Source organism: Cognatundibacterium jejuense (assembly GCF_014284255.1).
In the GTDB taxonomy this organism is placed as follows: domain Bacteria; phylum Pseudomonadota; class Gammaproteobacteria; order Burkholderiales; family Burkholderiaceae_D; genus Undibacterium; species Undibacterium jejuense.
Genome location: NZ_JACOFV010000024.1, coordinates 17,633 through 40,822 on the forward strand (window position 1 = coordinate 17,633; position 23,190 = coordinate 40,822).

Here is a 23,190-nt window from a genome sequence, read left to right on the forward strand (position 1 = left end):
TTTAATTATAAAATGGGAAGATATATACATTGTGGATTGTCACAAGTGGTATTCGCTCAGTTATCAGGGACTTTAAGAGCGTGCGTTTTGCACCTTAAGTTCCCCTTTAGTTGTGCAATGTAAAAAGAAGATAACGAGAATATGAGTAAAAATAATAGCGCTTCAGTGGATGAAAAAAATAACGGTGTACCACGTCATATCGCCATCATCATGGATGGAAATGGACGTTGGGCTACAAAACGCTTCATGCCGCGCTTCGCTGGACATGCTAAGGGTGTAAGGACGGTCAATAAGGTTGTCGAAGCCTGCGTCAACCGTGGTATAGAGTATTTGACCCTGTTTGCCTTCAGTTCAGAAAACTGGCGTCGTCCGCCAGATGAGGTTTCACTGCTGATGCAGCTTTTCAGAAAAGTCCTGATCGGTGAAATCAGAAAAATGGGCGAGAACAATATCCGCCTAAAAGTCGTTGGTGATCTAAGCAGATTTGACAAAGACCTTCAATCCTTAGTTCGTACCGCGGAATCTGAAACGGCTGGCAATACAGGTTTGACACTGACGATCTGCGCTAATTACGGTGGCCGCTGGGATATTTTAGACGCTTGCAATAAGCTAGTTGCTGCCGGTGTGAAGCAAGAAGATATTACCGAAGATCAATTGAGCGCCAATCTGGCGATGGCGTATGCGCCAGATCCAGATATGTTAATCCGTACTGGTGGCGAGGCAAGGGTCTCAAACTTCCTCTTGTGGCAATTGGCCTATTCAGAATTCTATTTTACCGACACCTTCTGGCCAGATTTTGATGTCAAAGCACTCGATGAAGCGATAGAGTCGTTTCAAAAAAGAGAGCGTCGTTTTGGTAAAACTAGTGAGCAAGTGCAGGCGCAATAAGGAGTATGTAGCTAAGTGCTCTAAGGTAAATACCGAGGGCGCTTAGTTGATGTTGATATGTTTTTGATCTGTGGCTAATGATTTTTATTTCATCACATTGTCATTTAGCTTGAATACAATGAGTCGGAATAAAAATTTATGGCAAATAAAATAATGCTATACTTTGCGTTCATTAGTTGAACGCACTTTATTTGTGGCCATTGAGCTTGTGGATTTTGGCGTTCATCCGGTTCGCATCAGTGGCTTAAACGAAAACTGCATATTTTATTTAAATAGATCCCAAGCACGCATGTATCGCCAAAAAATTGATGATGAAGATGCCTACCTGGAGGTTATGCGCTTGCTCGAAGCTAACCCGCAAATGTCGCAGCGTGAAATAGCCGCAGCACTGGGGGTGAGTTTAGGTAAGGCAAATTATTGCTTAAAAGCCTTACTCGATAAAGGTTGGCTAAAGATGCAGAATTTTCAGGGGAGTAAAAATAAGTTGGCTTACGCCTATTTATTAACCCCCAAAGGCATCATAGAAAAGAGCGAAATTACTGCCCGTTTTCTGCAAAAAAAAATGCATGAATACGAGCACCTGAGATCATTAATTGAATCACTGCAGTCAGAAGTGAATTCAAAATGAATCTGACGTAAAAAGATATAGAAGGATAAAGCTCATGTTAAAAGTATCCCCAGTGATTTTGTGCGGCGGCTCAGGTACGCGCTTATGGCCTTTGTCACGCTCTGGTTTTCCTAAGCAGTTTTTGGTGTTATCTGGCACCACCAGTTTATTTCAACAAGCAGTTGAGCGCATCAATGCGATCACTAGCCATGATATTACGCTTGACGAGACCCTGGTCGTCACCAATGAAGAACATCGCTTTTTAGCGCTTGATCAATTGCGTGAACTAAAAACGGTCAATGCCACTTTATTGCTTGAGCCCATCGCTCGCAATACCGCTCCGGCACTGACTCTGGCTGCCTTGCGCGCGGTAGAGCAGGGCGACGATCCTATTTTGGTCGTAACACCTGCCGACCAAACCATTACTGATCAGGCCGCCTTTACAACAGCCTTGCAACAAAGCGTACGTGCCGCAGCTGATGGCGCCATTATCATTTTAGGTATTACGCCAACGGCACCAGAAACTGGCTACGGTTACATCAAACACCAAGGCAATGTTAAAACCTTTGGTGAATACAGCGTTGCCCAGTTCGCAGAAAAGCCAGACGCAACGACCGCACAACAATATGTAGATAGCGGCAACTACTGCTGGAATAGCGGCATGTTCGTCTTGCGCGCTAGCACATGGCTCAATGCGCTCAATCAATTCCGCCCTGATATCGCCGAAGCGACACAAGCATCCTGGCAAGACCGTAGTTCTGACGCGCAATTCATTCGCCCAGCTAAAACAGCGTTCGCAGACATCCCTAGCGAATCCATCGACTATGCCGTCATGGAAAAATGCCCGGGTTCAGGTATTACCATCAACATGGTGCCGCTGGCCGCAGGCTGGAATGACCTCGGCGCTTGGGATGCCGTCTGGCAGGTAGGCGCACAAGACACCAATGGCAACGTCATGCAAGGTGATGCATTTCAGGCGGACACCACCAACAGTTTAATCTACGCATCCAGCCGCTTAGTTAGCGCGGTCGGCGTCGACAACCTCGTAATTGTAGAGACCGCGGATGCTGTATTGGTTGCTAATCGTAGTCAAAGCCAGCAAGTAAAGCAAATCGTGAATGCATTAGAAGCGCAGGGTCGCGAAGAACATACTTTGCATCGCAAAGTGTTCCGTCCTTGGGGGTGGTACGACAGCATTGATGAGGCAGAACGATTTAAAGTAAAGCGTATTCAAGTAAAACCCGGCGCCAGCCTGAGTCTACAAAAACATCACCATCGTGCAGAACACTGGATCGTTGTCAAAGGCACTGCTGAAGTCACATGCGGCGAGAAAGTGATTTTGTTGACGGAGAATCAATCGACCTATATCCCGCTGGGAGAAGTGCATCGCTTAAAAAATCCTGGTGCTATTCCACTAGAAATTATAGAAGTTCAGTCCGGAAGTTATTTGAATGAGGATGATATCGTGCGGTTTGAGGATACATATGGAAGATATTGAGTTATATACTTGCTTCAATAACGATAGTTCACTCATAAATATAATTTTTTAATGGATTTGAGTTCGAATCAAAAACTAATTTACCGTTATTTTGTAATTGCTTGTAATTACATTTTATATTCAACCTATTTAGGAATTTAAATGAATAATCTTCGTGCAAATATTATTGCAGCAATTGAGGAAACCGCTGATGTCAGGGGTGCGAATATAGTTGGTGCTTTTGTAGACGAAACTGTTTTGCTGGATTCTGGCTTGGATTCATTGGGCTTTGCTATTTTGGTCGCTCGCCTTGAGGAAGAGCTTGGTTATGATCCATTTGTTTTGATGGATGAGCCCGTTTATCCTCGTACCCTTGGCGATTTTGTTGCGATTTATACGAAATTTTATCCAAAATGAGAAATTTGGCAGAAAGATTTGCAACTTTTAATGCCAACGAGATTGCTTGGTATGGTGCGAATGATTTTTTTATTGATGCTACAAAATTGAGCAAAGTATTTGGTCAAATTTCTCCCGAAGCTTGGAAAGGGAAGCGTGTTGCCATTAGCGACATGTCGGTTATTGAATTGGTCGCGTCCATGGTTTTTTTGGATGGAATTGCCGAAACAATTTTACTGCTGCCTAGCGAAGATAACTCAGAAATACATACAGAACGTTTAGTACAAGCAAAAATAGATATTGTTTTGAATGAGGATGGGATCGGATTCCTGAAAATATTGCATGGAAAATCGCCTGATATTGCTGTGTCGCCTAGGCAATGGCCGTCAAGTGACTATTTAGATGATCCGATTTCTACCACATGGTTGTTGCCTACTTCTGGTACAACGGGTATTCCAAAGCTTATTCCGCACACATTTCAATCGTTAACACGTAGCATGGTCAGCCGTAACGTAAGTGCTAAATTTGTGTGGGGAAGTCTTTACAGTTTGCGACGATTTGCTGGTTTGCAGGTGTTTCTACAATCTTGGCTCTGCGGAACCCCTCTAATCCTAAATGATGATTCGGATTCGTTAGATACCAAACTAACTCGATTTGCTGAGTTAGGGTGTAATGCACTCTCTGCCACTCCTTCGATGTGGCGAAAACTTGCTATGCATCCCATGTTTGACCAGTTGAAGTTGACTCAAATCACTTTAGGTGGCGAGATAGTGGATCAAACTGTTCTTGATTTGCTATCCAGAAAATTTCCTTCTTCACGCATCACGCATATTTATGCTTCAACAGAGGCCGGAGTTGGATTTGTTGTACGAGATAATAAGGCTGGATTTCCCTTAACATTTTTGAATTCTTCTATCTCTGGAGTAGAACTCCGTGTTGATGAATTAGGTCATTTGTGGCTCCGCTCTCAGCGTGATAATCAGGCGGCATGGATTGATTCTGGGGATATGGTTGATGTTCGTAAAGAAAGAGTGTATTTCTTAGGACGTGCCAATGGTTCGATCAACGTTGGTGGAAACAAAGTGATGCCCGAAGAGGTCGAGTTGGTCATTCAGGAGTTGTCCGAAGTGGCTTTTGTGCAGGTCCGTGCACGTAAAAGTGCTATGTTAGGTAGTTTAGTTGAGGCAGCCATTACGCCCTCACCGGGCATTTCTTTTGATGCATCTATAAAAAAGAAAATTATAGATCATTGTCGTGAGCGCTTAGAGGGCTTTAAAGTCCCTGCGTTTGTTGTAGTAGCCGACTCCATTGCTTTGTCGGCTTCTGGGAAACTTTTACGAGGTAATTTGGAATGAAAAAAACGGTCATTGTAACTGGTGCACGCCGTGGACTCGGCCTTGCTATTTGTTCGCGGTTGGCGGCTGATGGTTATAAGGTGGTTGCTGTCGGACGTAGTGAGAGCGAGGAGCTTAATTCTTTGCGTGCAGCTGGGAATGTTTTTTTTGAGTTATTCGATTTGTCAAACGTAGAAGAAATCCATACTTGGGTGAATGTTTTAACCAAGCGTTATGGAAGAATTTACGGGCTCGTAAATAATGCTGCTGTTGGTAGTGATGGTGTGTTGGCAACAATGCATGAACGCGATATTGCTGATTCACTATTAGTTAATTTGCAGTCACCGATCGTGTTGACAAAATATGTGTCGCGCTCGATGTTGTTGGCCGGTGGTGGACGAGTCATTAATATTTCATCGATTATTGGTTTCACAGGGTTCAGCGGATTGTCAGTTTATGCAGCTACAAAGGCAGGGATAATTGGCTTTACAAAGTCGCTGTCACGGGAGTTGGGAAAGGCGGGAATTACCGTTAATTGCATAGCTCCTGGGTATATGGATACTGATATGACCAAGGGAATCGCGCCGGATAAGCTGATGTCCATCAAGCGGCGTAGCCCTTCAGGTAAACTTGCATCCGTAGAGTCTGTCGCCGGATCAGTTTCTTATTTACTCGGGGATGATGCAGCCATGATTAATGGTACTACGATCACAGTAGATGCAGGGAGTACAGCATGACGAATTGTATCCATCCTAGTGCTATCGTTTCTCCAAAAGCGAAATTGGGCGATAACGTGACTGTCGGCCCGTTCACAGTCATTCATGACAATGTTCAAATTGGTGCCGGCGCGCGGATTGATGGTTATTGTGAGTTAGGTTATCCGACCGCTCTTGCCGAAGGTATGTCTTTAGTGATCGGTACTAACGCAACTATTCGATCGCATAGCGTTTTTTATGAAGGCTCAAGTTTTGGCGATGGTCTTGTAACGGGACATCATGTGACAGTTAGGGAAAAAACGATTGCTGGTAAAGGTTTTCAAATCGGTACGATGGCTGATATACAAGGTCATTGTGAAATTGGGCATTATGTCAAAACGCAAAGTTCAGTCACTATTGGACAGAAATCCAAAATTGGAAATTTTGTATGGCTTTTCCCTGGCACATTATTGACGAATGACCCAAATCCTCCGAGTAACGACTTGCAGGGCGTTGAGCTTGAAGATTATGTTGTGGTTGGCGTTAAGTCGACCTTGTTACCAGGAGTACGAATTGGGAAGGGGTCATTTGTTGCGGCACATTCGTTGGTCGGGCAGGATATGCCTGAGGATTCATTAATATCTGGTGTTCCCGCGAAACGTATTCTCAAGGCTAGTGATATGCGTTTAAAAGGTGATGTCAGAGTTAAAGCATATCCTTGGACGAAACGGTTTGCTAGGGGCTACCCTAATTATGTCATTGAGCAATGGGCAAATGGCATTGATATCGTTGAGTTTAATAGTTGTGAGACTTAGATTCAAATTCCTGATATATAAAATCGCGAATTTGATTCCTTGTTAATTTAAAAATTATAAATTAACAAGCAGAGTCGTTATGCTGTAATGTCCAATCAAATTGGTATATTTTTGTCTTTGCGCCTTTGACATGGGTGTAAATAAAAAAACTTTACTGAAATTTAAATTATTTTATGAAAACTCCATTTAATGTTGATGCTTGCGGAATCATTGCATTGCCAAAAATTTCTGATCCACGTGGAAATTTAACTTTTATCGAAGGTGGTGATCACATCCCTTTTGATATTCGTAGAGTTTATTATCTCTACGATGTTCCCGGTGGTGCTGAACGAGGGGGGCATGCACATAAGGGACTGCAGCAACTTATTGTCGCAATGTCAGGAAGCTTTGACATCGTCTTGGATGACGGTGTAAATAAAAAGCGTATCCATCTTAATCGTTCGAATTTTGGATTATATGTATGCCCGATGATTTGGCGAGAGCTTGATAATTTCTCGTCGGGCTCGGTATGCATGGTTCTCGCTTCTAATAAATATGATGAAGATGATTATTACCGAAATTATGATGAATATTTGGCCGCGCGCGGAGTTTCTAAATGAACGTACCTTTTCTTGATTTAAAAGCAGCCTATACGGAACTGCAAACTGATATCGATACTGCTGTAGCACGTGTTCTTGCTAGCGGTTATTATATCCACGGACCAGAAGTTGAGGCCTTTGAAGTTGAGTTTGCAAAGTACTGTCAAGCAGATCATTGCATCGGGGTTGCGAATGGCCTTGACGCGTTATCTTTGGCGCTGCGAGCAATGGATGTTCAACCTGGTGATGAGGTGATTGTCCCAAGTAACACGTTCATCGCGACTTGGCTGGCAGTGAGTCAATGCGGGGCTATTCCTGTTCCTGTTGAGCCACACCCAGCTACGTTTAACATAGATGTAAGCAAAATCGAAGCGGCTATTACTCCGCGGACTAAAGTCATCATTCCTGTGCATCTTTACGGACAACCTGCCGATATGGATGGTGTACTGACAATTGCGAAAAAATATGGTTTGAGAGTCCTTGAGGATGCTGCTCAGGCACACGGAGCAAGTTACAAGGGGCGAAGAATTGGTTCTCACGGGGACGCTGTGACATGGAGCTTTTATCCTGGGAAAAACTTGGGTGCCATCGGTGATGGCGGAGCGGTAACAACAAACGACTCGATGTTAGCAGAGCGTATTCAGGTTTTGCGAAACTATGGTTCAAAACAAAAATATGTCAATGAAGTAAAAGGTGTAAATAGCCGACTCGATCCTCTTCAGGCTGCGATTTTACGGGCTAAATTGCCACATTTAGATGAATGGAATAATCGCCGTCGTGAAATAGCGAAACGTTATCAGCACGAGCTAGCCGGGTTAGGTTTCATCTTGCCAACAGTTCCAGAGGGGACTGAGCCAGTATGGCATCTCTACGTTATTTGTAGCGATGACAGAGATGGTTTGCAGGCTCGCTTAAATGCGGTTGGAATAACGACACTAATACATTATCCGATCCCGCCTCACCTACAACAAGCATACGCAGACATGGGAATGAAAGTCGGCGATTATCCGATTGCAGAAAAAATGGCTCGTGAGGTGTTGAGTATCCCGATTGGGCCGCAGATGAATAACGCGCAAATTGAAGCAGTGATTGCGAATATCCGACAATGACTCTAGTAAGAACCAGTCTTTTAAATGCTATTGCAGTTGCTGTTAAAGTAAGCTGTTCAATGGTTTTAAACAAGATTTTGGCGATCTACGTCGGTCCTTCCGGATACGCTGCGATTGGTCAATTTCAAAATATCTTATCCGTTCTCTCAAATTTGGCGGGTGGCGTAATGTCATCCGGCATTACAAAAGGGACGGCGGAGAACTATAACGATCAACTTCGCCAACACTGGATTTGGCAAACTGCGGTGAAGTTGACTTTGGTTTGTAGTTTGTGTTTAGCGATACTACTGCTCTTGTTCGGCTCATGGCTCTCTCGGGTCTTACTACAGGGACATGATTTTGGTGGTGGCCTCGTTTGGGCTGCACTTGCTTTACCAGCAATTGCAGCAAACAACTTGCTCTTGGCGATCATTAATGGCAAAAAAGAGATTGGTATTTATGTTGTAGCAAATATTAGCGGAAGTATCGTCAGCTTATTGACTATTGGTCTTCTGACATATTTTTTTCATTTGCAAGGGGCCGTAATTGCTTTGTCTGTTAGTCCAGCAATGTTGCTACTTGGTACGGGCTATATGGTATCGAAGCGGCCATGGTTTAAGCTCCATTTTTTGATTGGTGCAGGGCATAGATCAATCGTTAAAGAGCTTACGAACTTTGGACTAATGGGATTAACTACGGCTTTGGCAGCACCGATTACATTTATATTTATTCGGGATTTTCTATCTAAGGAACTTGGTGTAAATGCTGCTGGATTTTGGCAAGCATCGTGGAAGATAAGTGAGATTTACTTAATGCTCATTACGACGACGCTTTCTGTTTATTATTTACCAAGGTTGGCCGAAATAAAGAATGCTGAAATATTACGATATGAAATATTCAAAGTATATAGATTTGTACTCCCAGTCGTAATTTTCGGTGCAGTTTCTATGTTTTTTTTGCGCGATTTCATAATAACTACATTGTTTTCTGCGCAGTTTTTTCCAATTAGAGAATTATTTTTTTGGCAGTTGAGTGGAGATGTGATCAAAATTGGATCGTGGATTTTGAGTTTTATTATGCTCGGTCGAACAATGACGAAGTCTTTTATTTCAACTGAAATTCTTTTTTCATTTACTTTCTATTTTTTTACAAAATTATTTGTTCATAGCCACGGATTGGTGGGAGTATCAATTGCATACGCACTAAATTACGTAATATATTGGATTGTTATGTATTTAATAATAAAAAAAGAAATAACTAAGATGCGAAATTAAAAATGTAACGTTTAAATAAAAATTTCTGATAAATACGGTTGTTTTTGACTATATTCTTTTAGAATTTTTCCAGAATATTTATATAAATATATACTTTTAAGCAATTAATGCGTGGTAATAAATTTGATGATTAACACTGAATACTTACTTTTTTACCCCAGCGTTGAGGTAGGTGGAGCTGAGATGCTTTTTGCTAGGCTTGCTGATGAATTGGCAAATTTGGGTCATAAAGTTACAGTGCTGGATAGTGAAAAAAAGATCATATTTAAACATATTCAAAACGAAGCAGTCGAGCTTATTGTGGTTTCAGAGGGAGACCCAGTTCTTATTAAATCTAAATATATTTTAGCCTTTGCTTCTCACATTGCAAATATCGCCAGATATATCCATAAGGATTCGCTAGGGCGGCTTTTGTTTTGGAATGTTCATCCGTTGAATGGTATCTATCTCCCCCCTATCATTGGTGAGAAAATATTTCATATTGGCATTAATTGGCTTAAAAGCGTAAACAGATTTTTTTTTCAGGAAGAGGATGATGTCCGTAAAGTTGCGCTTGCATACTTGATAAAAAACCGAGCGTTTGTTTGTATGGATGGTGAATGTTCAGATACTCTAAGCAGGTATTACGCAGGAATAAGAATTGGTGATTATGTTCCCGTTCCTGTTCCTAAGTTGTCATTAGATGTTACGCACGATCGATCGATTTCCTTGAATGACACCGTCACTTTTTTATGGTACGGGCGATTATGCGATTTCAAATGTTATGGATTGATTTATCTGATAAAACGAATCGCGAGTTTTAAAAATGCCAACAGTTTAATCAAATTGATTATAGTCGGTGATGGACCTTATCGCAAAACAGTTCAAAAAGCATTGAAAAAATTTAATGTAGAGGCATCCCTTCTTGGAACATTGCCTAACAAGGAAGCTCTCGAATTAATTGCCACGAACGCAGACATAGCCTTTGCAATGGGAACGGCCGCTCTAGAGACCTCAGCATTAGGTATTCCTACTATTCTAGCTCCAGCATCATTTGGTCCAATTAAAAATAATTATCGATTTAATTGGTTTTACAACACGACCCATTACAACTTAGGAAGTTTTGTAAAGTCTAATTCTAATGTCGAGGGTTTGACAATTGAGGAGCTTCTGTTTGAATTGAGGGCTAACTTTGCAAAGCATTCGAATTTATCGAGCTCATATGTCGAAAAGAACCATCGAATGGATCACGTTGTTAAGTTAATCGAGTACTTCGCAGCACACTCTACGATGGATTTTTCCAATTTTGCGAACATTACCCAATATAAGCGTCCATTTTTAAATAGATTTTCAAAATATTGCATTAACAAATTTAACGTGCTCACTAAAATTAATTAAGAATATGAAAAAGAAAATACTAATCGTATTTGGTACTCGTCCAGAAGCTATCAAGATGGCACCAGTTGTTTCGGCGTTAATTGAACGCCAGGAATTTGAGACGAAGGTCTGTGTTACAGCACAACATCGGGAGATGCTAGATCAGGTACTGAATATTTTTAAAATAATTCCGGACTACGATTTAAATCTCATGTCTACTGCTCAGACTTTAGATTGGATATCTGCGAGGATACTTGAATCCATGTCTAAAGTACTTAGCGAGTTTATTCCTGATATTGTGTTAGTCCATGGCGACACGACAACTACCTCTATGGTTTCACTTGCGTGTTTTTACAAAAGAATCCCAGTTGGGCACGTTGAGGCTGGATTGAGAACTGGTGACATTTGGTCGCCGTGGCCAGAGGAGTTAAATCGTAAATTAACTGGAATGATTTCTCATTTGCATTTTGCGCCTACTATCAATGCTGAGCAAAATTTACTTGCCGAGGGTATTCCAGCATCCAATATTCAAGTAACCGGAAATACAGTAATAGATGCTTTATTGCAGGTTACTCAACGATTGTCCGCAAATAAAGATTTGATTTCCCCACTGGAGCAACGTTTCTCTTTTATCTCAAATATTAAAAAATTAATTTTGGTTACAGGTCATAGGAGAGAAAATTTTGGTGGTGGGGTTCGTGAGATTTGCGAAGCTCTTCTTACGTTAAGCCAAAGAGATGATGTTCAAGTAATTTACGCGGTACATTTGAATCCTAATGTCAAAGGTCCTGTAGAAGCTATATTAGGACAACAAAATAATATATTTCTAATTCCGCCACAAGACTACCTATCATTCGTTTATTTAATGATGAAAAGTTATGTAATTCTCACTGATAGTGGTGGAATCCAAGAGGAAGCTCCATCCCTCGGAAAGCCAGTACTCGTAATGCGCGACACAACCGAGAGGCCTGAAGCGGTAAGAGCAGGGACGGCATGTTTGGTTGGTGCGAATTCGCGTAATATCGTCACTTCGGTTAGTAAATTGTTAGATGACTGCGAATTTTACTCTTCTATGTCGACACGTCAAAATCCCTATGGCGATGGCAATGCTGCTGAGAAAATTGTACGCAGATTGACCGAGTTCTTTTTTCCGAAGAATACGCAGTCTAGTATTGCAAAGGAGAAACTTTCATGAATTCTCTGGTTATCGTTGGACGCTATCCATTTCCTGGCAGAAGACTTGAGGGAATGGTTCAGCGAATTGCGAATATCGATGGAAGGTTGCAAGATATTCCACGTACATACCTTGACCTATATGGATTTAAACACTTGAAATCTTCTAGGGAAAATATTGCTAACGTTGAGGTGTACACAGCAAGTTTTCTACACATGTTTGACATTTTTCTGATCCTAAGATCGGCTCGAACAGTTTATGTCCACTCAATATATTTTTATGCGTTAATTCTCTTTCCATTGTTATTGGTTGGGAAAAAGACAAAAGTAATTTTAGATATACATGGAACAGTTCCTGAAGAATTGCAGCATTCTGGGAAAACGGTTTTATCAAAAATAATGAAAATCGTGGAAAGAGTCGCTTTTTCACGTATTAAGCTTGCTGTTTGCGTTACAAGGCGTATGTGCCGACTTTATAGCGAAAGATATCCAATTAGTGATGCGAAATTTTTATATCTTCCGATCTTTACCTCACAAGTTTGCTGTCGGGCAAATTTTGATGAAGTTGAGGAGCTTAGGCTCAAGTTAGGAGTGCCAATCTCTGCAAAGGTTTATTTATATTCTGGCGGTTTGCATACCTGGCAAAATATTGACTTAATGCTTAAAGTATCTAAATCACTTTACTCTTCAGGGGATAACTGGTTTCTATTTTTGACTGGAGAGACTGAAGAGCTGAACAGAAAAATAGGACAGGTTTTTGGCGAGGCAGCATCTCGGATTATCGTGACTCACGTGAAGCCAGAAGATTTGCGAAATTATTACGAGTTAGCTGATTATGGATTTATTCTTCGCGAAGATCACATTCTGAACAAGGTCGCGAATCCGACAAAAATGATTGAATATTTATATTTTGGGATGAGGCCAATAGTTCTGTCATCAGATATTGGTGATTTTAGTGAGCTTGGATATGAATATGTTGACGTAAATACAGTCAATTTTCTCGCAGAAAATAACGAGAAATCAGAAATAAACCGAAATATTAGCTTGAGATTATTTGCTGATGTCGAAACCGTAAATTTACCGGAACATATTCAATGCCAGTGAGTGGTGATCATGTAACAACGAAAAATTTCGGATCTCGAAAGAGGAGTCGTGGCCTGTCATTTTCGATAAAAATGCTGCTTTTCGGGATTTTTTTTGTATTATTTTTTTTAGCACCACAACTTCCAGATTATGAAACTTATCGAAAAATTTATGAGTCTGGTGGAGGGCATTTAGCCGCGTTTGGTAGGGATCTAGGCTTTGTCGTGTTGATTCAATTGGCAAGCCAACTTCTTAGTTATGACGAATTTCGTTTTGCTGTCTTGCTTTTCATTGAGATATTAATTTTTGACTCTCTTAGTCGACTGCAAAAATTTCATCAATATCGTATTAGTCCCCATATAGTTACTGTACTAGTTCCGATTATTTTATTGAAATTTGGAGCTCAAATCCGTGAAGGGCTCGCCCTAGTGTTGTGGTTGCGTGTTCTGTTATGTGCCAAAGTGCATCCTCGTGCATTGCATTTTTTAGTTATGGCTCTACTCTCTGTTTTGATACACATGGGTACTGCGCCATTGTGGCTATTATTATTTGCCGCATTTTATTTGCAAAAATTTAAGAATATTTCTATTTTAATTTCTTCGATAGTTTATGCTGCGTTCATTTACGAAGTTTCAAATGTCTCGCGGTTAGATGTAGATGCTTTTTCGGGACTCAACACTGAAATAGTTGTCCCAGACATTTCTCAAATAATTTATTGGACGATATTTCCTTTGATAATGGTACATACAATTTTTTGCAAAAAATTGGATTTAAGGGGGAACCAACGATTTAGTTTACCTATTCGTGGGTTTAGTGTTGTACTCAAATCAGCGATGATTGGTCTGCTACTAGGTTTATGTCTCCAAATTGCGAATAATGGGTTTTCTTTTTTGCAAAAAGGAATTTTTGCTGACTTATTGCGTGTTGAATCTTTAATACTAATGCTCTTTTGTATTTATCTAGTGCTGATTGGGAAAACCAGATATGCGATTTATTTGAGCTTTTTTTTGATATTGGATACCGTGCGTACGCTGATGGCTGCCTAACAGTGGTTGATTTTTATTTATATATATGAAAAATTTGCAAGAAAATATTTTGAGTTCTGATTTAAAGAAAGTTGTTGTTATTTCAATAATAGTTACCTACAATCCTTCATTGGAGGGAATTTCTCGTGTTTTTCTATCTTTGGGGGGGCAGGTTGATCAAGTGTTTGTTGTAGATAATGGGAGTCAAAATTCTCAGGAAGTTCATCAAATGGTTTCGAGGGTAACTAACGCTAGATTTTTTTCGTTAGCAAAAAATTTTGGAATTGCTCACGCACAGAATGTTGGAATTCGCGCTGCACACGACTTAGGTGCAACTCACGTTCTTACACTTGACCAAGACTCTGTTCCGTCACCTGACATGGTGAATAAGTTACTTAGTGTCTACACCGAAAATATTGGCAGTGATAAACATATTGCTGCTGTCGGACCACTTTTGAGAGATGAGACTACTGGCATCTCTCTACCTTTTTTTTCTTTTTCTGATGGAAGAAAAAAACGAATTTCTCCCGTAGTGGGGACTGGTAATTTTGACGTTGGGTTTCTTGTTAGTTCCGGGTCTTTAATTTCAATGGATTCTTTGGTTGAGGTCGGATTGATGCAAGAGCAGTTATTTATATCTTACGTTGATGTTGAATGGGGTTTGCGTGCACGAAGTTTTGGTTACCAAATACTGGGTTGTTGCAGTACATACATGACCCACAATCTTGGAGAACGGCGGTTAAAAATTGGACGCTGGTTAATCCCGATGCATTCGCCTTTGAGGCACTTTTATCTAATGAGATCTGGAATATATATGCAAAAACTTGAGCATATTCCGGCGAGTTTTAAACGTGGAGATGTTATACAACTACTACGAAGTTTTGTCCTTTTCTCTATTTGTGGATTACCTCGGTTGAATGAATTTCTATGTATGGCAAAAGGCGTTATTTCAGGCATCAAACTAAAGTTAGTGACTGCTCCTAGACTATAACCCAAGCAGGTTAAAGTAGAGGCAATTTGTCTCTAACGTTTTTAATGTTGTAAGGAATTAGTATGGCTTCTGAAAAAACCTTTACTGTTTTAATGGCCGTTTATAAAAACGACGATCCTGCACTATTTGACATGGCTTTGAATAGTGTTTTCGAAAACACGTTACTGCCACAAAGAGTTTTATTGATAGTTGATGGTCCGATACCCCATACGTTAGATGCGGTAATTATTAAATATCGTCATAAGAATATTTTGGATGTTCATTATTTACCTAAAAATGTCGGTTTAGCAAATGCCCTTAACGAGGGAATATCTATGATCAGTACAGAATGGATTATTAGAGCTGATGCAGACGACTATAATTTACCTAACCGATTTGAAATTTTGGTTGACAATATGTCATCTGATATTGGATTGATGGGGTCACTAATCCAAGAAGTCGATAAAGATAATACAAAACTTGGAATCCGTAGGGTCGCGAGCAAGCACGTAGAAATTCTTAACTTTGCTAAATATCGAAATCCGTTTAATCACATGAGCGTGTGTTATCGCACCAGTGCTGCTAAAACAGCAGGAGGGTATCCTGATATTTTCCTGAAAGAAGATTATGCGTTGTGGGCAACAATGCTATCCCAAGGTGTTTTATCGAAAAATCTGGATGTTGTCCTAGTGAATGCGACAGCTGGGGTAGACATGTACAAACGGAGAGGCGGAATAAAATATGCCCTCGCTGAAATCGAATTGCAAAGGCATTTGCTTCGGGTTGGGATTAAGTCGCGATTATCAGCGTTTATTCATGGAAGTTCACGTGCAGTCGCTTTTTTGTTGCCTTCATCGATCAGAGGGCTTCTATATACGAAAATATTAAGAAGTTAAATTTAAGGAATTGAAATGATTCAAAGAGAACAGTTTGCAGTAATTGGCGGCTCAGGTTTCGTCGGTAGCCGACTCAGCAAGCGACTGGCAGAAAATGGTGATCAATTTTGTATTTTGGATAAAGTGCAAAGTTCGTCTTTTCCTGACGTTACAAAAATAACAGATGTAAGAGACGTTGAGAGCCTAAAAAAAAATATCCCTGAAAGCTCAATAATTTTTAATCTTGCTGCCGAACATAGGGATGACGTTACACCCATCAGTCTCTATGATGACGTGAATGTGGGTGGAGCGAAAAACATTTGTGACGCTGCGCGCTTGAAGGGGGTAGATAAGATTATTTTTACAAGTACTGTCGCGGTCTACGGGTTTGCTCCAATAGGAACTGATGAGAGCGGAGTCATTGCTCCTTTTAATGATTATGGACGCACGAAATACGAAGCGGAAAAGATTTTCGTTGCTTGGCAACAGGAACAGCCTGAGAAAAGAACATTGATTATTATTCGCCCAACTGTCATTTTCGGCGAAAAAAATCGCGGTAATGTTTACAATTTGCTTAAACAAATATCCTCTGGACGTTTTTTGATGGTGGGTGACGGCGAAAATAGAAAGTCTATGGCCTACGTCGAAAACATTAGTGCATTTCTGCATTATGTTACTAACTTCAAGCCTGGTATTCATACCTATAACTACGTTGACAAGCCCGACTTCACAATGAATCATCTAGTGATGACGGTGAATCGTATGTTGGGTAGGAAAGGAAAAATTAAATTTAGGGTACCTTTTAGTCTTGGTTTTGCTGCGGGAAAAATCTTTGATTTGCTGGCTTGGTTGACTAACAAAAAATTTGCAGTTAGTTCCATAAGAGTGAAGAAATTTTGCTCAAATTCTGTTTATAACACCGCTGTTTCAGAATCAGGTTTTGTGCCACCAGTTTCTATGGTCTCAGCACTTGAAGGGACTGTTAAATATGAATTTTTAGAATCGCACGAAGGTGAGCGAGTCTTTTATTCAGAATGATGGTGTATAAAATGTTAAATATTCTCGTAGTTGGTGGCGCTGGTTATATTGGCTCGCATATGGTTAAATATCTCAGCCAGAATGATTGTAAAGTTGTGACGGTTGATAATTTATCAAGCGGTTATAGAGATGCGATAGTTTTTGGCGAATTTATTGAAGGCGATATTTCAGAAGTTGAATTTCTTCGTCAAATTTTTGAAAAACATCAATTTGATGTGGTGATGCATTTTGCTTCGTTCATTCAAGTTGGAGAGTCGGTTCGTGAACCAACCAAATATTATCAAAATAATGTAGTTAATACACTAAATTTGCTTTCTGTAATGAAAGAATTTAATGTTGATAAATTTGTTTTTTCTTCATCGGCGGCAATATTTGGAGAACCTGAAACTCGCTTGATCACCGAAAACCATCCCAAAAATCCGCTAAATCCGTATGGCAAATCAAAATTAATGGTGGAGCAAATTTTGGAAGATTTTGCCAAGGGATACCAACTTAACTCTGTCTCCCTACGCTACTTCAATGCGGCGGGCGCTGACCCTGAAGGAGAGTTGGGGGAGCGACATTTACCCGAAACACATTTGATTCCACTTGTTTTGCAGGTTGCTTCAAAAAGGAGAGATTCAATTTCTGTATATGGTAATGATTACGATACGCCTGACGGGACTTGTATACGCGATTATGTTCATGTAAGTGATTTGTGTTCTGCGCATTGGTTGGCAGTAAAAACTCTGGTTAATGGTGCTTCAGGTCACCAAGCATTTAATTTGGGTAGTGGTAAAGGATTCTCGGTTCGGGAAGTGATTGACGTCGCGCAAAAAGTAACGGGCCGGCCAATTCCTAATGTTGTTGAGTCTAGACGTTCCGGTGACCCTGCTTGTTTAGTCGCTGATTCAACTTATGCCAAATCAGTATTGGGATGGAAGCCGCAGTTTGGGAAGCTTGAGGAGATTATAAAGGACGCATGGAATTGGGAAGTGAAAAATTTCATTTTAAATAATCACTAAAGGTGAATGAATTTGCCTAGTAAATTCCCATTTTTAATATAGCTGCAATATGTTTGTGAACAAGCTAATTTATAACTTATGAAAAAGTTGAAGGTAGATATTTTTTTAACGTTTATTTACTGATAATTAAGCTTAATGTGTAGTAAGAGCCACAAATTTTACTTCACTTTTTTATGTCAATTAGGATGTGTTATTTACTTTACTCTATTCCGATTGTTAGTATTGATTTATAAGGTTTCTAATGATTAACGTTCTTGCTGCAAGTTTAGCTATGTCTTGGTTGTTGTGTTTTGGATTGATTATATTTAAGCACGCACATCAACACTTTACAACTGATCATGTTGGTTCTGGTCCTCAAAAAATGCACCACGATGCAACACCACGTATTGGTGGTGTTCCCATTTTTGCCGGTCTTCTGATCGGCATGGTGATTTTGTATTTCGGAGAGTGGCAAATCAACAGCCTGTTTATGGTTTACTCGATTTTACCTGTATGGATAGCGGGTATTATAGAAGATCTGACTAAAAAAGTTAGTCCACTCAAGCGCTTAATTGCTGCGTTTGTTTCTGCGCTTATCGGCATGTGGTTGCTCGATGCCAAGTTGGTACGTCTTGGAACGCCTTTGCTTGATCAATTAGTTACTAGCTATATTGTTTTGAACGCACTTATGATTATGTTAGCAGTTGGAGGTATTACTCACGCGATGAATATTATCGATGGCTTCAACGGCTTGGCTGGTGTCGTTGTAGTAATGATTTTGTCTGCGTTGTCCTACGTGAGTTACCAAGTAAATGACATATTTTTGCTCGGTCAGTGCATAGCATTGATCGGTGCAACTATCGGCTTCTTATTCTGGAATTACCCCAAAGGTACTATCTTTGCTGGTGATGGTGGTGCCTACCTTTGGGGTTTCATGGTTGCAGAGATTTGCGTGATGTTGGTCTACCGCAATCCAACCGTATCGCCATGGTTTCCGCTTTTATTGGTCATCTATCCTGTCTGGGAAACGGTGTTTTCTATCTATCGCCGCAAAGTCATTCGCGGCTTGCCTGCAGGCTTGCCGGATGCTATCCACTTGCATTCGCTCGTCTACAAACGCATGGTGCGTCACATGATTGGCTCAAAGGAAGGCGCACACATGATCAGGCGCAACTCATTGACAGCACCTTATCTTTGGGGGCTGGCGGCATTTTCTATCATTCCGGCGACGTTGTTTTGGTCCAGTACCCCTGTATTGATGTTGTTCGTGGTTCTGTTTATTTTGTGCTATTGCACGTTTTATGCAATGATTGTGCATTTTAAAATTAAGCCGTGGATGACCGTTGGCGGCCGTAAGCAATGTCCCAATGAAAAAGAACGTGCGACATCAGAGGTTTGATGTATTAATCGAATGAATATTTAGAGGCACTGACAAGGGTCGGTGCCTTTATTTTGTCGTACTAGTCCTACAGCTGATTTTTTTATTTTTACTCTCTTTAAAAGTACTTACCTATGCATCGAACAATGAAGAGTACGCTCCCTATTTTTGCAATCTTTGCTGCGACCAGTATTTTTGCGCAACAAATTGATAATACAAATCAAGACGCGAAGAATTCTGGCGATTTTTCTGCCAATACGCCAGAGATGGTCAGAACGCCTCGTATTACCAATCAAGGTCAAAACCAAAACCAGAATTACAATAACAATGGTGTTGATGGCGCGAATGGAAATGGCTTAAATCCTCAATCTAATATGAGAGATAACGGCCAATATGGTAAAAATTATGCCAACCAAAAGCCTGAAAAGAGTGAATTTCAAAGCTTTATTCAGTACGCAACAGGTAAGAAGTTAGCACATTTCGGGTCTGACTTTTTCTCTAACACACCATCTAGTTTTGCTCCTTTACAAAATACACCTCTGCCATCCGATTATGTCTTGGGTGCCGGTGATGAGGTCATGATCAGGGCGTGGGGTAGCGTAGATATTGATTACAAGGCGACGGTGGATCGCAATGGTGTTATTAATATCCCGACTATTGGCTCGGTTGCGCTCGCTGGTGTCAAGGCTGGTGAAGCTGATGCCGTCATCAAGTCTTCTATTGGCAAGCTGTATCGCGACGTAGCGGTGAGTGTGACCTTTGGTCGTTTGCGTGCAATTACTGTCTACGTTGTTGGTCAGGCTAAAAAGCCAGGTTCCTATACGGTTTCTGGTTTTTCTACTTTGGTGACTGCTTTGCTTGCTAGTGGCGGGCCAAACGCCAATGGCTCTATGCGTAATGTTCAGGTCAAGCGTGATGGCAAAATGGTTGGTAACTTGGATATGTATGCGTTCATCGCCAAAGGTGATAAGAGCCATGACGTTAAGCTGCAAGATGGCGATACGATCTTTATACCCGCTGCTGCTGGCCATATTGCGTTGGTAGGCAAAGTTAATACACCTGCGATTTATGAATTGAAATCAGCAAACGAGTCCCTTGGCAGTATTCTGGAAATTGCAGGTGGTTTGCCTGTTATTGCTGATCCGCGCCGTGCATTTTTAGAGCGCATTGATCCAAGTAAATCACAACCGCGTAGCGTTGAAGAATTTAACTTGAACAAGGTTGGATTGAGCAAGACTTTAAAAGATGGCGATATGTTGACAGTATCGTCTATTACGCCTGAGTTTTCTAATGCAGTAACCTTGCGTGGTAACGTAAGTCAACAGCTACGTGTACCATTTACACCCGGTATGCATGTACGTGATTTGATTCCAAGCCGTGATATGTTGGTCACCAGGTCATCGATCGCTCGTCAAAATTTGGAAGGTAGAGATCTTAAAGATTACAAAGATGCAGCGGATAACACTGAAGGCAGAGATATCCCTAAAGACAGAGATATCCCTAAAGACGGGTTGAATATTTCTGCTGATGATAATCTGTACGGCGATAAAATAAAAAAACAAAACGCCAATTCCATTGCTTCTAAGATTGGCAGTGCCGTTGATGAAGTCAATTGGGAATACGCGTCGGTCGAGCGCGTTGATCGCGATACTCTTAACGTAAGCTTGGTATCGTTTAATCTTGGAAAAGCAATGGCTGACGTAAATAGCCCGGAAAATATTGCTTTGCAGCCCGGCGATACGGTCACAATTTTCTCTCAAGATGATATTCAGGTTCCCTTAGCTAAGCGTAAAGTGTTTGTGCGTGTAGAGGGTGAGGTTAATGTGCCAGGTGTGTACCAGATGTCACCAGGCGAAACATTGCCTTCTTTGATTGCTAAAGCAGGTGGTACTACTTCGAACGCTTACTTGTTCGGTACTGAGTTCTATCGTGAGCAAGTGCGTAAAGAACAGCAAGCTAACTTAGAAAAAGCAATTCGCCGTTTGGAATCTCAAATGCGCTCTGAGAATGCTAAGGCGGCAGCCAATGATTCTGGTGGTCAGGATGCAGCAACCATCACCGCTAAATTAAAAGCAGCGCAAGAGTCCAGTGCGCAAGCGATCGCTAAAATGCATGAACTGAAAGCCACCGGACGTATTTCGTTTGGCCTCGCAGCCAATGACGAGAGCTTTGATAAATTACCAACGCTGAAATTAGAAAACGGCGATCAGTTGGTTATCCCAAGTCGTCCTGATTTTGTTCATGTGTTTGGTGCGGTTAATCAAGAATCTTCTATGATCTGGCGAAGAGGCGGTACGGTGGATAAATATCTGGAAGATGCTGGTCCTACGTCAGAAGCAGACATGGATAATATTTTTGTGTTACGTGCCAATGGTACTGTACTGTCAGCCACCGGCCGCGGTTGGTTTTCTAGCGTGAAATCTTCAGAATTGATGCCTGGCGATAGTATCGTTGTGCCTGAGCGTCTAAACAAAGAACCCGCTTATAAAACCTTCACGAATGGTTTGAAAGATTGGGCGCAAATTCTTTCTGGATTTGGTATTAGTGCAGCAGCAATTAAGAGTTTGAGACAATAAGCATGACAGCGATCAATCAAGAGCAACAAGCTCAAATTCATGAAGATGAAGATGGCATTAGTTTGATGGACATCTTTTTGACTCTGGCAAAGCATAAGAAAAAGATTTTTGTTTATCCAGTAGCGTTTGGAATTGCGGGTTTGGCAATCAGCCTTGTTTTACCAAACGCGTACAAAGCTAATACGAAGATTTTGCCTCCTCAACAAAGTCAGTCAACAGCTTCAGCAATGCTGAGTCAGTTGGGGGGCTTGGCTGGTGGCGCCGGTGCTGCGTTGGGGATCAAGAGTCCTAATGACCTTTACATTGCGATGCTTAAAAGCCGCGCATTAACTGATAAGTTGATTCAACGTTTTGATTTACAAAAGCGATACGACGCGAAGTTTTTAGAGTCAACCAGAAAAGAATTGGATGAAAAATCTGTTATCGCTTCTGGTAAGGACAACATGATTTCTATCGATGTTGAGGACAAAGACGCTAAAGTTGCAGCAGCAATTGCTAACGCTTATGTGGAAGAATTGACAGTTTTGACGAGTAAGTTTGCTTTGACAGAGGCGTCTCAACGTCGTGTTTTCTTTGAAAAGCAGTTGGAATTGGCTAAAGATAAGATGATTGCCGCAGAAACTGCCTTGTCCTCCGGCATAGATAGCAAAGGGATGATGAGTGTTGATGCCCAAAGTAAAGCTGTTCTGGAAACGGTAGCGCGTTTGCGAGCAAATATCTCCGCTAAGCAGATTCAACTCAAGGCGATGCAAGCCTTTGTTACGCCAAGCAACAACGAGTACAAGCGCGCCAATCAGGAACTGTTGGGCATGCAAGACGAGTTAGCTAAGCTGGAAAAGGGTTCTGCTTCGAACGCTGCGTCAAAGTCGGAATCTGCAATGCAGGCAAGTGAAGCCGCTGCGAGTGCTGGCAAACCTGCAGAAGCCGGTGCAAGCAATATCCAGCTGTTGCGTGACGTCAAGTATTACCAAATGTTGTATGAAATGCTGGCAAAGCAATATGAGGTTGCTCGTTTGGACGAAGCCAAAGATATCCCTCTGATTCAAGTATTGGACAAAGCGGTTGAGCCTGAGCGTAAGTTCAAACCGCAAAGTGCATTGATTACAATTGCTGCTGCGTTTTTTGGTTTGATCCTTGCATTGGTCGCAGCTTTTGTATCGGAAGCGATGAGTCAACCTAAGTCTGCTGAGGACGCAGAAAAGTGGCGTCAGTTAAAGGCTTATTTGCAGTTTTCTTAAACTGTATTATTTAACTTATGAACAGATCTAAGATCTATTAAGGTAGTCTGTTATTGCAATAGCAGACTTTTTCATATTTTAAGACAGATCTTCGATAAACATTACCGCTCATCGTAAGTTTCTAAGATCGTCTTTTTAAAAATATTTTATTGAGGTTTATGAAATGATATTTGTTACAGGCGGCGCTGGTTTTATTGGCGCTAATTTTGTCTTGAACTGGCTGGCACAGTCCGATGAGTCGGTACTGAATTACGATAAATTGACTTATGCCGGTAATCTAAACAACCTGACCAGTTTGCGCAATGACGAACGCCACCTGTTTGTGCAAGGCGATATTTGTGAC

Annotated in this window: 22 protein-coding genes; all 22 read left to right on the forward strand. The window is 41.1% G+C overall.

The window, feature by feature from the left end:
- The first annotated feature begins 141 nt into the window (after positions 1–141).
- A complete protein-coding gene (locus H8K32_RS18890) occupies positions 142–888 on the forward strand; it encodes an isoprenyl transferase (RefSeq protein WP_186914118.1) in 747 nt (248 codons plus the stop codon).
- Positions 889–1,051: 163 nt separating this feature from the next.
- Positions 1,052–1,516 carry a MarR family EPS-associated transcriptional regulator gene (locus tag H8K32_RS18895; RefSeq protein WP_246447502.1) on the forward strand — a complete coding sequence of 155 codons (465 nt, stop codon included), beginning with the start codon at positions 1,052–1,054 and terminating at the stop codon, positions 1,514–1,516.
- Positions 1,517–1,550: 34 nt separating this feature from the next.
- Positions 1,551–2,993, forward strand: a complete 1,443-nt coding sequence (locus H8K32_RS18900; RefSeq protein ID WP_186914119.1) for a mannose-1-phosphate guanylyltransferase/mannose-6-phosphate isomerase — start codon at positions 1,551–1,553, stop codon at positions 2,991–2,993.
- A 141-nt stretch (positions 2,994–3,134) separates the two neighbouring features.
- Positions 3,135–3,389 (forward strand): acyl carrier protein, encoded by a 255-nt coding sequence (locus H8K32_RS18905; RefSeq protein ID WP_186914120.1) that lies wholly within the window; start codon positions 3,135–3,137, stop codon positions 3,387–3,389.
- Positions 3,386–4,723, forward strand: coding sequence for a class I adenylate-forming enzyme family protein (locus H8K32_RS18910; RefSeq protein WP_186914121.1), 1,338 nt, complete (start codon positions 3,386–3,388; stop codon positions 4,721–4,723). Before H8K32_RS18905 ends, H8K32_RS18910 begins: the two co-directional genes overlap by 4 nt.
- Positions 4,720–5,439 carry an SDR family NAD(P)-dependent oxidoreductase gene (locus H8K32_RS18915; RefSeq protein WP_186914122.1) on the forward strand — a complete coding sequence of 240 codons (720 nt, stop codon included), beginning with the start codon at positions 4,720–4,722 and terminating at the stop codon, positions 5,437–5,439. Before H8K32_RS18910 ends, H8K32_RS18915 begins: the two co-directional genes overlap by 4 nt.
- A complete protein-coding gene (locus tag H8K32_RS18920; RefSeq protein ID WP_186914123.1) occupies positions 5,436–6,212 on the forward strand; it encodes an acyltransferase in 777 nt (258 codons plus the stop codon). The genes H8K32_RS18915 and H8K32_RS18920 overlap by 4 nt, the downstream gene beginning before the upstream one ends.
- Positions 6,213–6,385: 173 nt before the next feature.
- On the forward strand, positions 6,386–6,811 hold the full coding sequence (locus tag H8K32_RS18925) for a sugar 3,4-ketoisomerase (protein ID WP_186914124.1): 426 nt from the start codon (positions 6,386–6,388) through the stop codon (positions 6,809–6,811).
- Complete coding sequence (locus H8K32_RS18930; protein ID WP_186914125.1) at positions 6,808–7,899, forward strand: DegT/DnrJ/EryC1/StrS family aminotransferase; 1,092 nt, start codon at positions 6,808–6,810, stop codon at positions 7,897–7,899. Before H8K32_RS18925 ends, H8K32_RS18930 begins: the two co-directional genes overlap by 4 nt.
- Positions 7,896–9,152: an O-antigen translocase gene (locus tag H8K32_RS18935; RefSeq protein ID WP_186914126.1), complete on the forward strand. Its 1,257-nt coding sequence runs from the start codon at positions 7,896–7,898 to the stop codon at positions 9,150–9,152. Before H8K32_RS18930 ends, H8K32_RS18935 begins: the two co-directional genes overlap by 4 nt.
- 126 nt (positions 9,153–9,278) lie before the next feature.
- A complete protein-coding gene (locus H8K32_RS18940; protein ID WP_186914127.1) occupies positions 9,279–10,529 on the forward strand; it encodes a glycosyltransferase in 1,251 nt (416 codons plus the stop codon).
- 4 nt (positions 10,530–10,533) lie between these two features.
- Complete coding sequence (wecB, locus tag H8K32_RS18945) at positions 10,534–11,703, forward strand: non-hydrolyzing UDP-N-acetylglucosamine 2-epimerase (protein WP_186914128.1); 1,170 nt, start codon at positions 10,534–10,536, stop codon at positions 11,701–11,703.
- Positions 11,700–12,785: a glycosyltransferase family 4 protein gene (locus H8K32_RS18950; protein WP_186914129.1), complete on the forward strand. Its 1,086-nt coding sequence runs from the start codon at positions 11,700–11,702 to the stop codon at positions 12,783–12,785. The genes wecB and H8K32_RS18950 overlap by 4 nt, the downstream gene beginning before the upstream one ends.
- Entirely contained in the window at positions 12,776–13,810 is a 1,035-nt protein-coding gene (locus H8K32_RS18955) for a hypothetical protein (RefSeq protein ID WP_186914130.1), read from the forward strand. The genes H8K32_RS18950 and H8K32_RS18955 overlap by 10 nt, the downstream gene beginning before the upstream one ends.
- Positions 13,811–13,835: 25 nt before the next feature.
- The gene (locus tag H8K32_RS18960) at positions 13,836–14,780 is read left to right on the forward strand and encodes a glycosyltransferase family 2 protein (protein ID WP_186914131.1); all 945 of its coding nucleotides are present in this window, start codon (positions 13,836–13,838) and stop codon (positions 14,778–14,780) included.
- 62 nt (positions 14,781–14,842) lie between these two features.
- Complete coding sequence (locus H8K32_RS18965; protein ID WP_186914132.1) at positions 14,843–15,655, forward strand: glycosyltransferase; 813 nt, start codon at positions 14,843–14,845, stop codon at positions 15,653–15,655.
- A 15-nt stretch (positions 15,656–15,670) separates the two neighbouring features.
- Complete coding sequence (locus H8K32_RS18970) at positions 15,671–16,672, forward strand: NAD-dependent epimerase/dehydratase family protein (protein WP_186914133.1); 1,002 nt, start codon at positions 15,671–15,673, stop codon at positions 16,670–16,672.
- An 11-nt stretch (positions 16,673–16,683) separates the two neighbouring features.
- Complete coding sequence (galE, locus tag H8K32_RS18975; RefSeq protein WP_186914134.1) at positions 16,684–17,676, forward strand: UDP-glucose 4-epimerase GalE; 993 nt, start codon at positions 16,684–16,686, stop codon at positions 17,674–17,676.
- Positions 17,677–17,947: 271 nt separating this feature from the next.
- The gene (locus H8K32_RS18980) at positions 17,948–19,054 is read left to right on the forward strand and encodes an MraY family glycosyltransferase (RefSeq protein WP_222613197.1); all 1,107 of its coding nucleotides are present in this window, start codon (positions 17,948–17,950) and stop codon (positions 19,052–19,054) included.
- A 125-nt stretch (positions 19,055–19,179) separates the two neighbouring features.
- On the forward strand, positions 19,180–21,609 hold the full coding sequence (locus tag H8K32_RS18985) for a polysaccharide biosynthesis/export family protein (protein WP_246447503.1): 2,430 nt from the start codon (positions 19,180–19,182) through the stop codon (positions 21,607–21,609).
- A 2-nt stretch (positions 21,610–21,611) separates the two neighbouring features.
- The gene (locus H8K32_RS18990; protein ID WP_246447504.1) at positions 21,612–22,847 is read left to right on the forward strand and encodes a Wzz/FepE/Etk N-terminal domain-containing protein; all 1,236 of its coding nucleotides are present in this window, start codon (positions 21,612–21,614) and stop codon (positions 22,845–22,847) included.
- A 163-nt stretch (positions 22,848–23,010) separates the two neighbouring features.
- The coding region (locus H8K32_RS18995; RefSeq protein ID WP_186914136.1) for a GDP-mannose 4,6-dehydratase at positions 23,011–23,190 on the forward strand (180 nt) is incomplete at its 3' end.

Coding starts and splice junctions, on each gene's coding strand:
- H8K32_RS18930 (WP_186914125.1), top strand. CDS start 6,808: ATGAACGTACCTTTTCTTGATTTAAAAGCAGCCTATACGGAACTGCAA.
- galE (WP_186914134.1), top strand. CDS start 16,684: ATGTTAAATATTCTCGTAGTTGGTGGCGCTGGTTATATTGGCTCGCAT.
- H8K32_RS18985 (WP_246447503.1), top strand. CDS start 19,180: ATGAAGAGTACGCTCCCTATTTTTGCAATCTTTGCTGCGACCAGTATT.
- H8K32_RS18935 (WP_186914126.1), top strand. CDS start 7,896: ATGACTCTAGTAAGAACCAGTCTTTTAAATGCTATTGCAGTTGCTGTT.
- H8K32_RS18915 (WP_186914122.1), top strand. CDS start 4,720: ATGAAAAAAACGGTCATTGTAACTGGTGCACGCCGTGGACTCGGCCTT.
- H8K32_RS18960 (WP_186914131.1), top strand. CDS start 13,836: ATGAAAAATTTGCAAGAAAATATTTTGAGTTCTGATTTAAAGAAAGTT.
- H8K32_RS18955 (WP_186914130.1), top strand. CDS start 12,776: ATGCCAGTGAGTGGTGATCATGTAACAACGAAAAATTTCGGATCTCGA.
- H8K32_RS18890 (WP_186914118.1), top strand. CDS start 142: ATGAGTAAAAATAATAGCGCTTCAGTGGATGAAAAAAATAACGGTGTA.
- H8K32_RS18990 (WP_246447504.1), top strand. CDS start 21,612: ATGACAGCGATCAATCAAGAGCAACAAGCTCAAATTCATGAAGATGAA.
- H8K32_RS18905 (WP_186914120.1), top strand. CDS start 3,135: ATGAATAATCTTCGTGCAAATATTATTGCAGCAATTGAGGAAACCGCT.
- H8K32_RS18940 (WP_186914127.1), top strand. CDS start 9,279: ATGATTAACACTGAATACTTACTTTTTTACCCCAGCGTTGAGGTAGGT.
- H8K32_RS18980 (WP_222613197.1), top strand. CDS start 17,948: ATGTCTTGGTTGTTGTGTTTTGGATTGATTATATTTAAGCACGCACAT.
- H8K32_RS18950 (WP_186914129.1), top strand. CDS start 11,700: ATGAATTCTCTGGTTATCGTTGGACGCTATCCATTTCCTGGCAGAAGA.
- wecB (WP_186914128.1), top strand. CDS start 10,534: ATGAAAAAGAAAATACTAATCGTATTTGGTACTCGTCCAGAAGCTATC.
- H8K32_RS18970 (WP_186914133.1), top strand. CDS start 15,671: ATGATTCAAAGAGAACAGTTTGCAGTAATTGGCGGCTCAGGTTTCGTC.
- H8K32_RS18965 (WP_186914132.1), top strand. CDS start 14,843: ATGGCTTCTGAAAAAACCTTTACTGTTTTAATGGCCGTTTATAAAAAC.
- H8K32_RS18920 (WP_186914123.1), top strand. CDS start 5,436: ATGACGAATTGTATCCATCCTAGTGCTATCGTTTCTCCAAAAGCGAAA.
- H8K32_RS18900 (WP_186914119.1), top strand. CDS start 1,551: ATGTTAAAAGTATCCCCAGTGATTTTGTGCGGCGGCTCAGGTACGCGC.
- H8K32_RS18910 (WP_186914121.1), top strand. CDS start 3,386: ATGAGAAATTTGGCAGAAAGATTTGCAACTTTTAATGCCAACGAGATT.
- H8K32_RS18925 (WP_186914124.1), top strand. CDS start 6,386: ATGAAAACTCCATTTAATGTTGATGCTTGCGGAATCATTGCATTGCCA.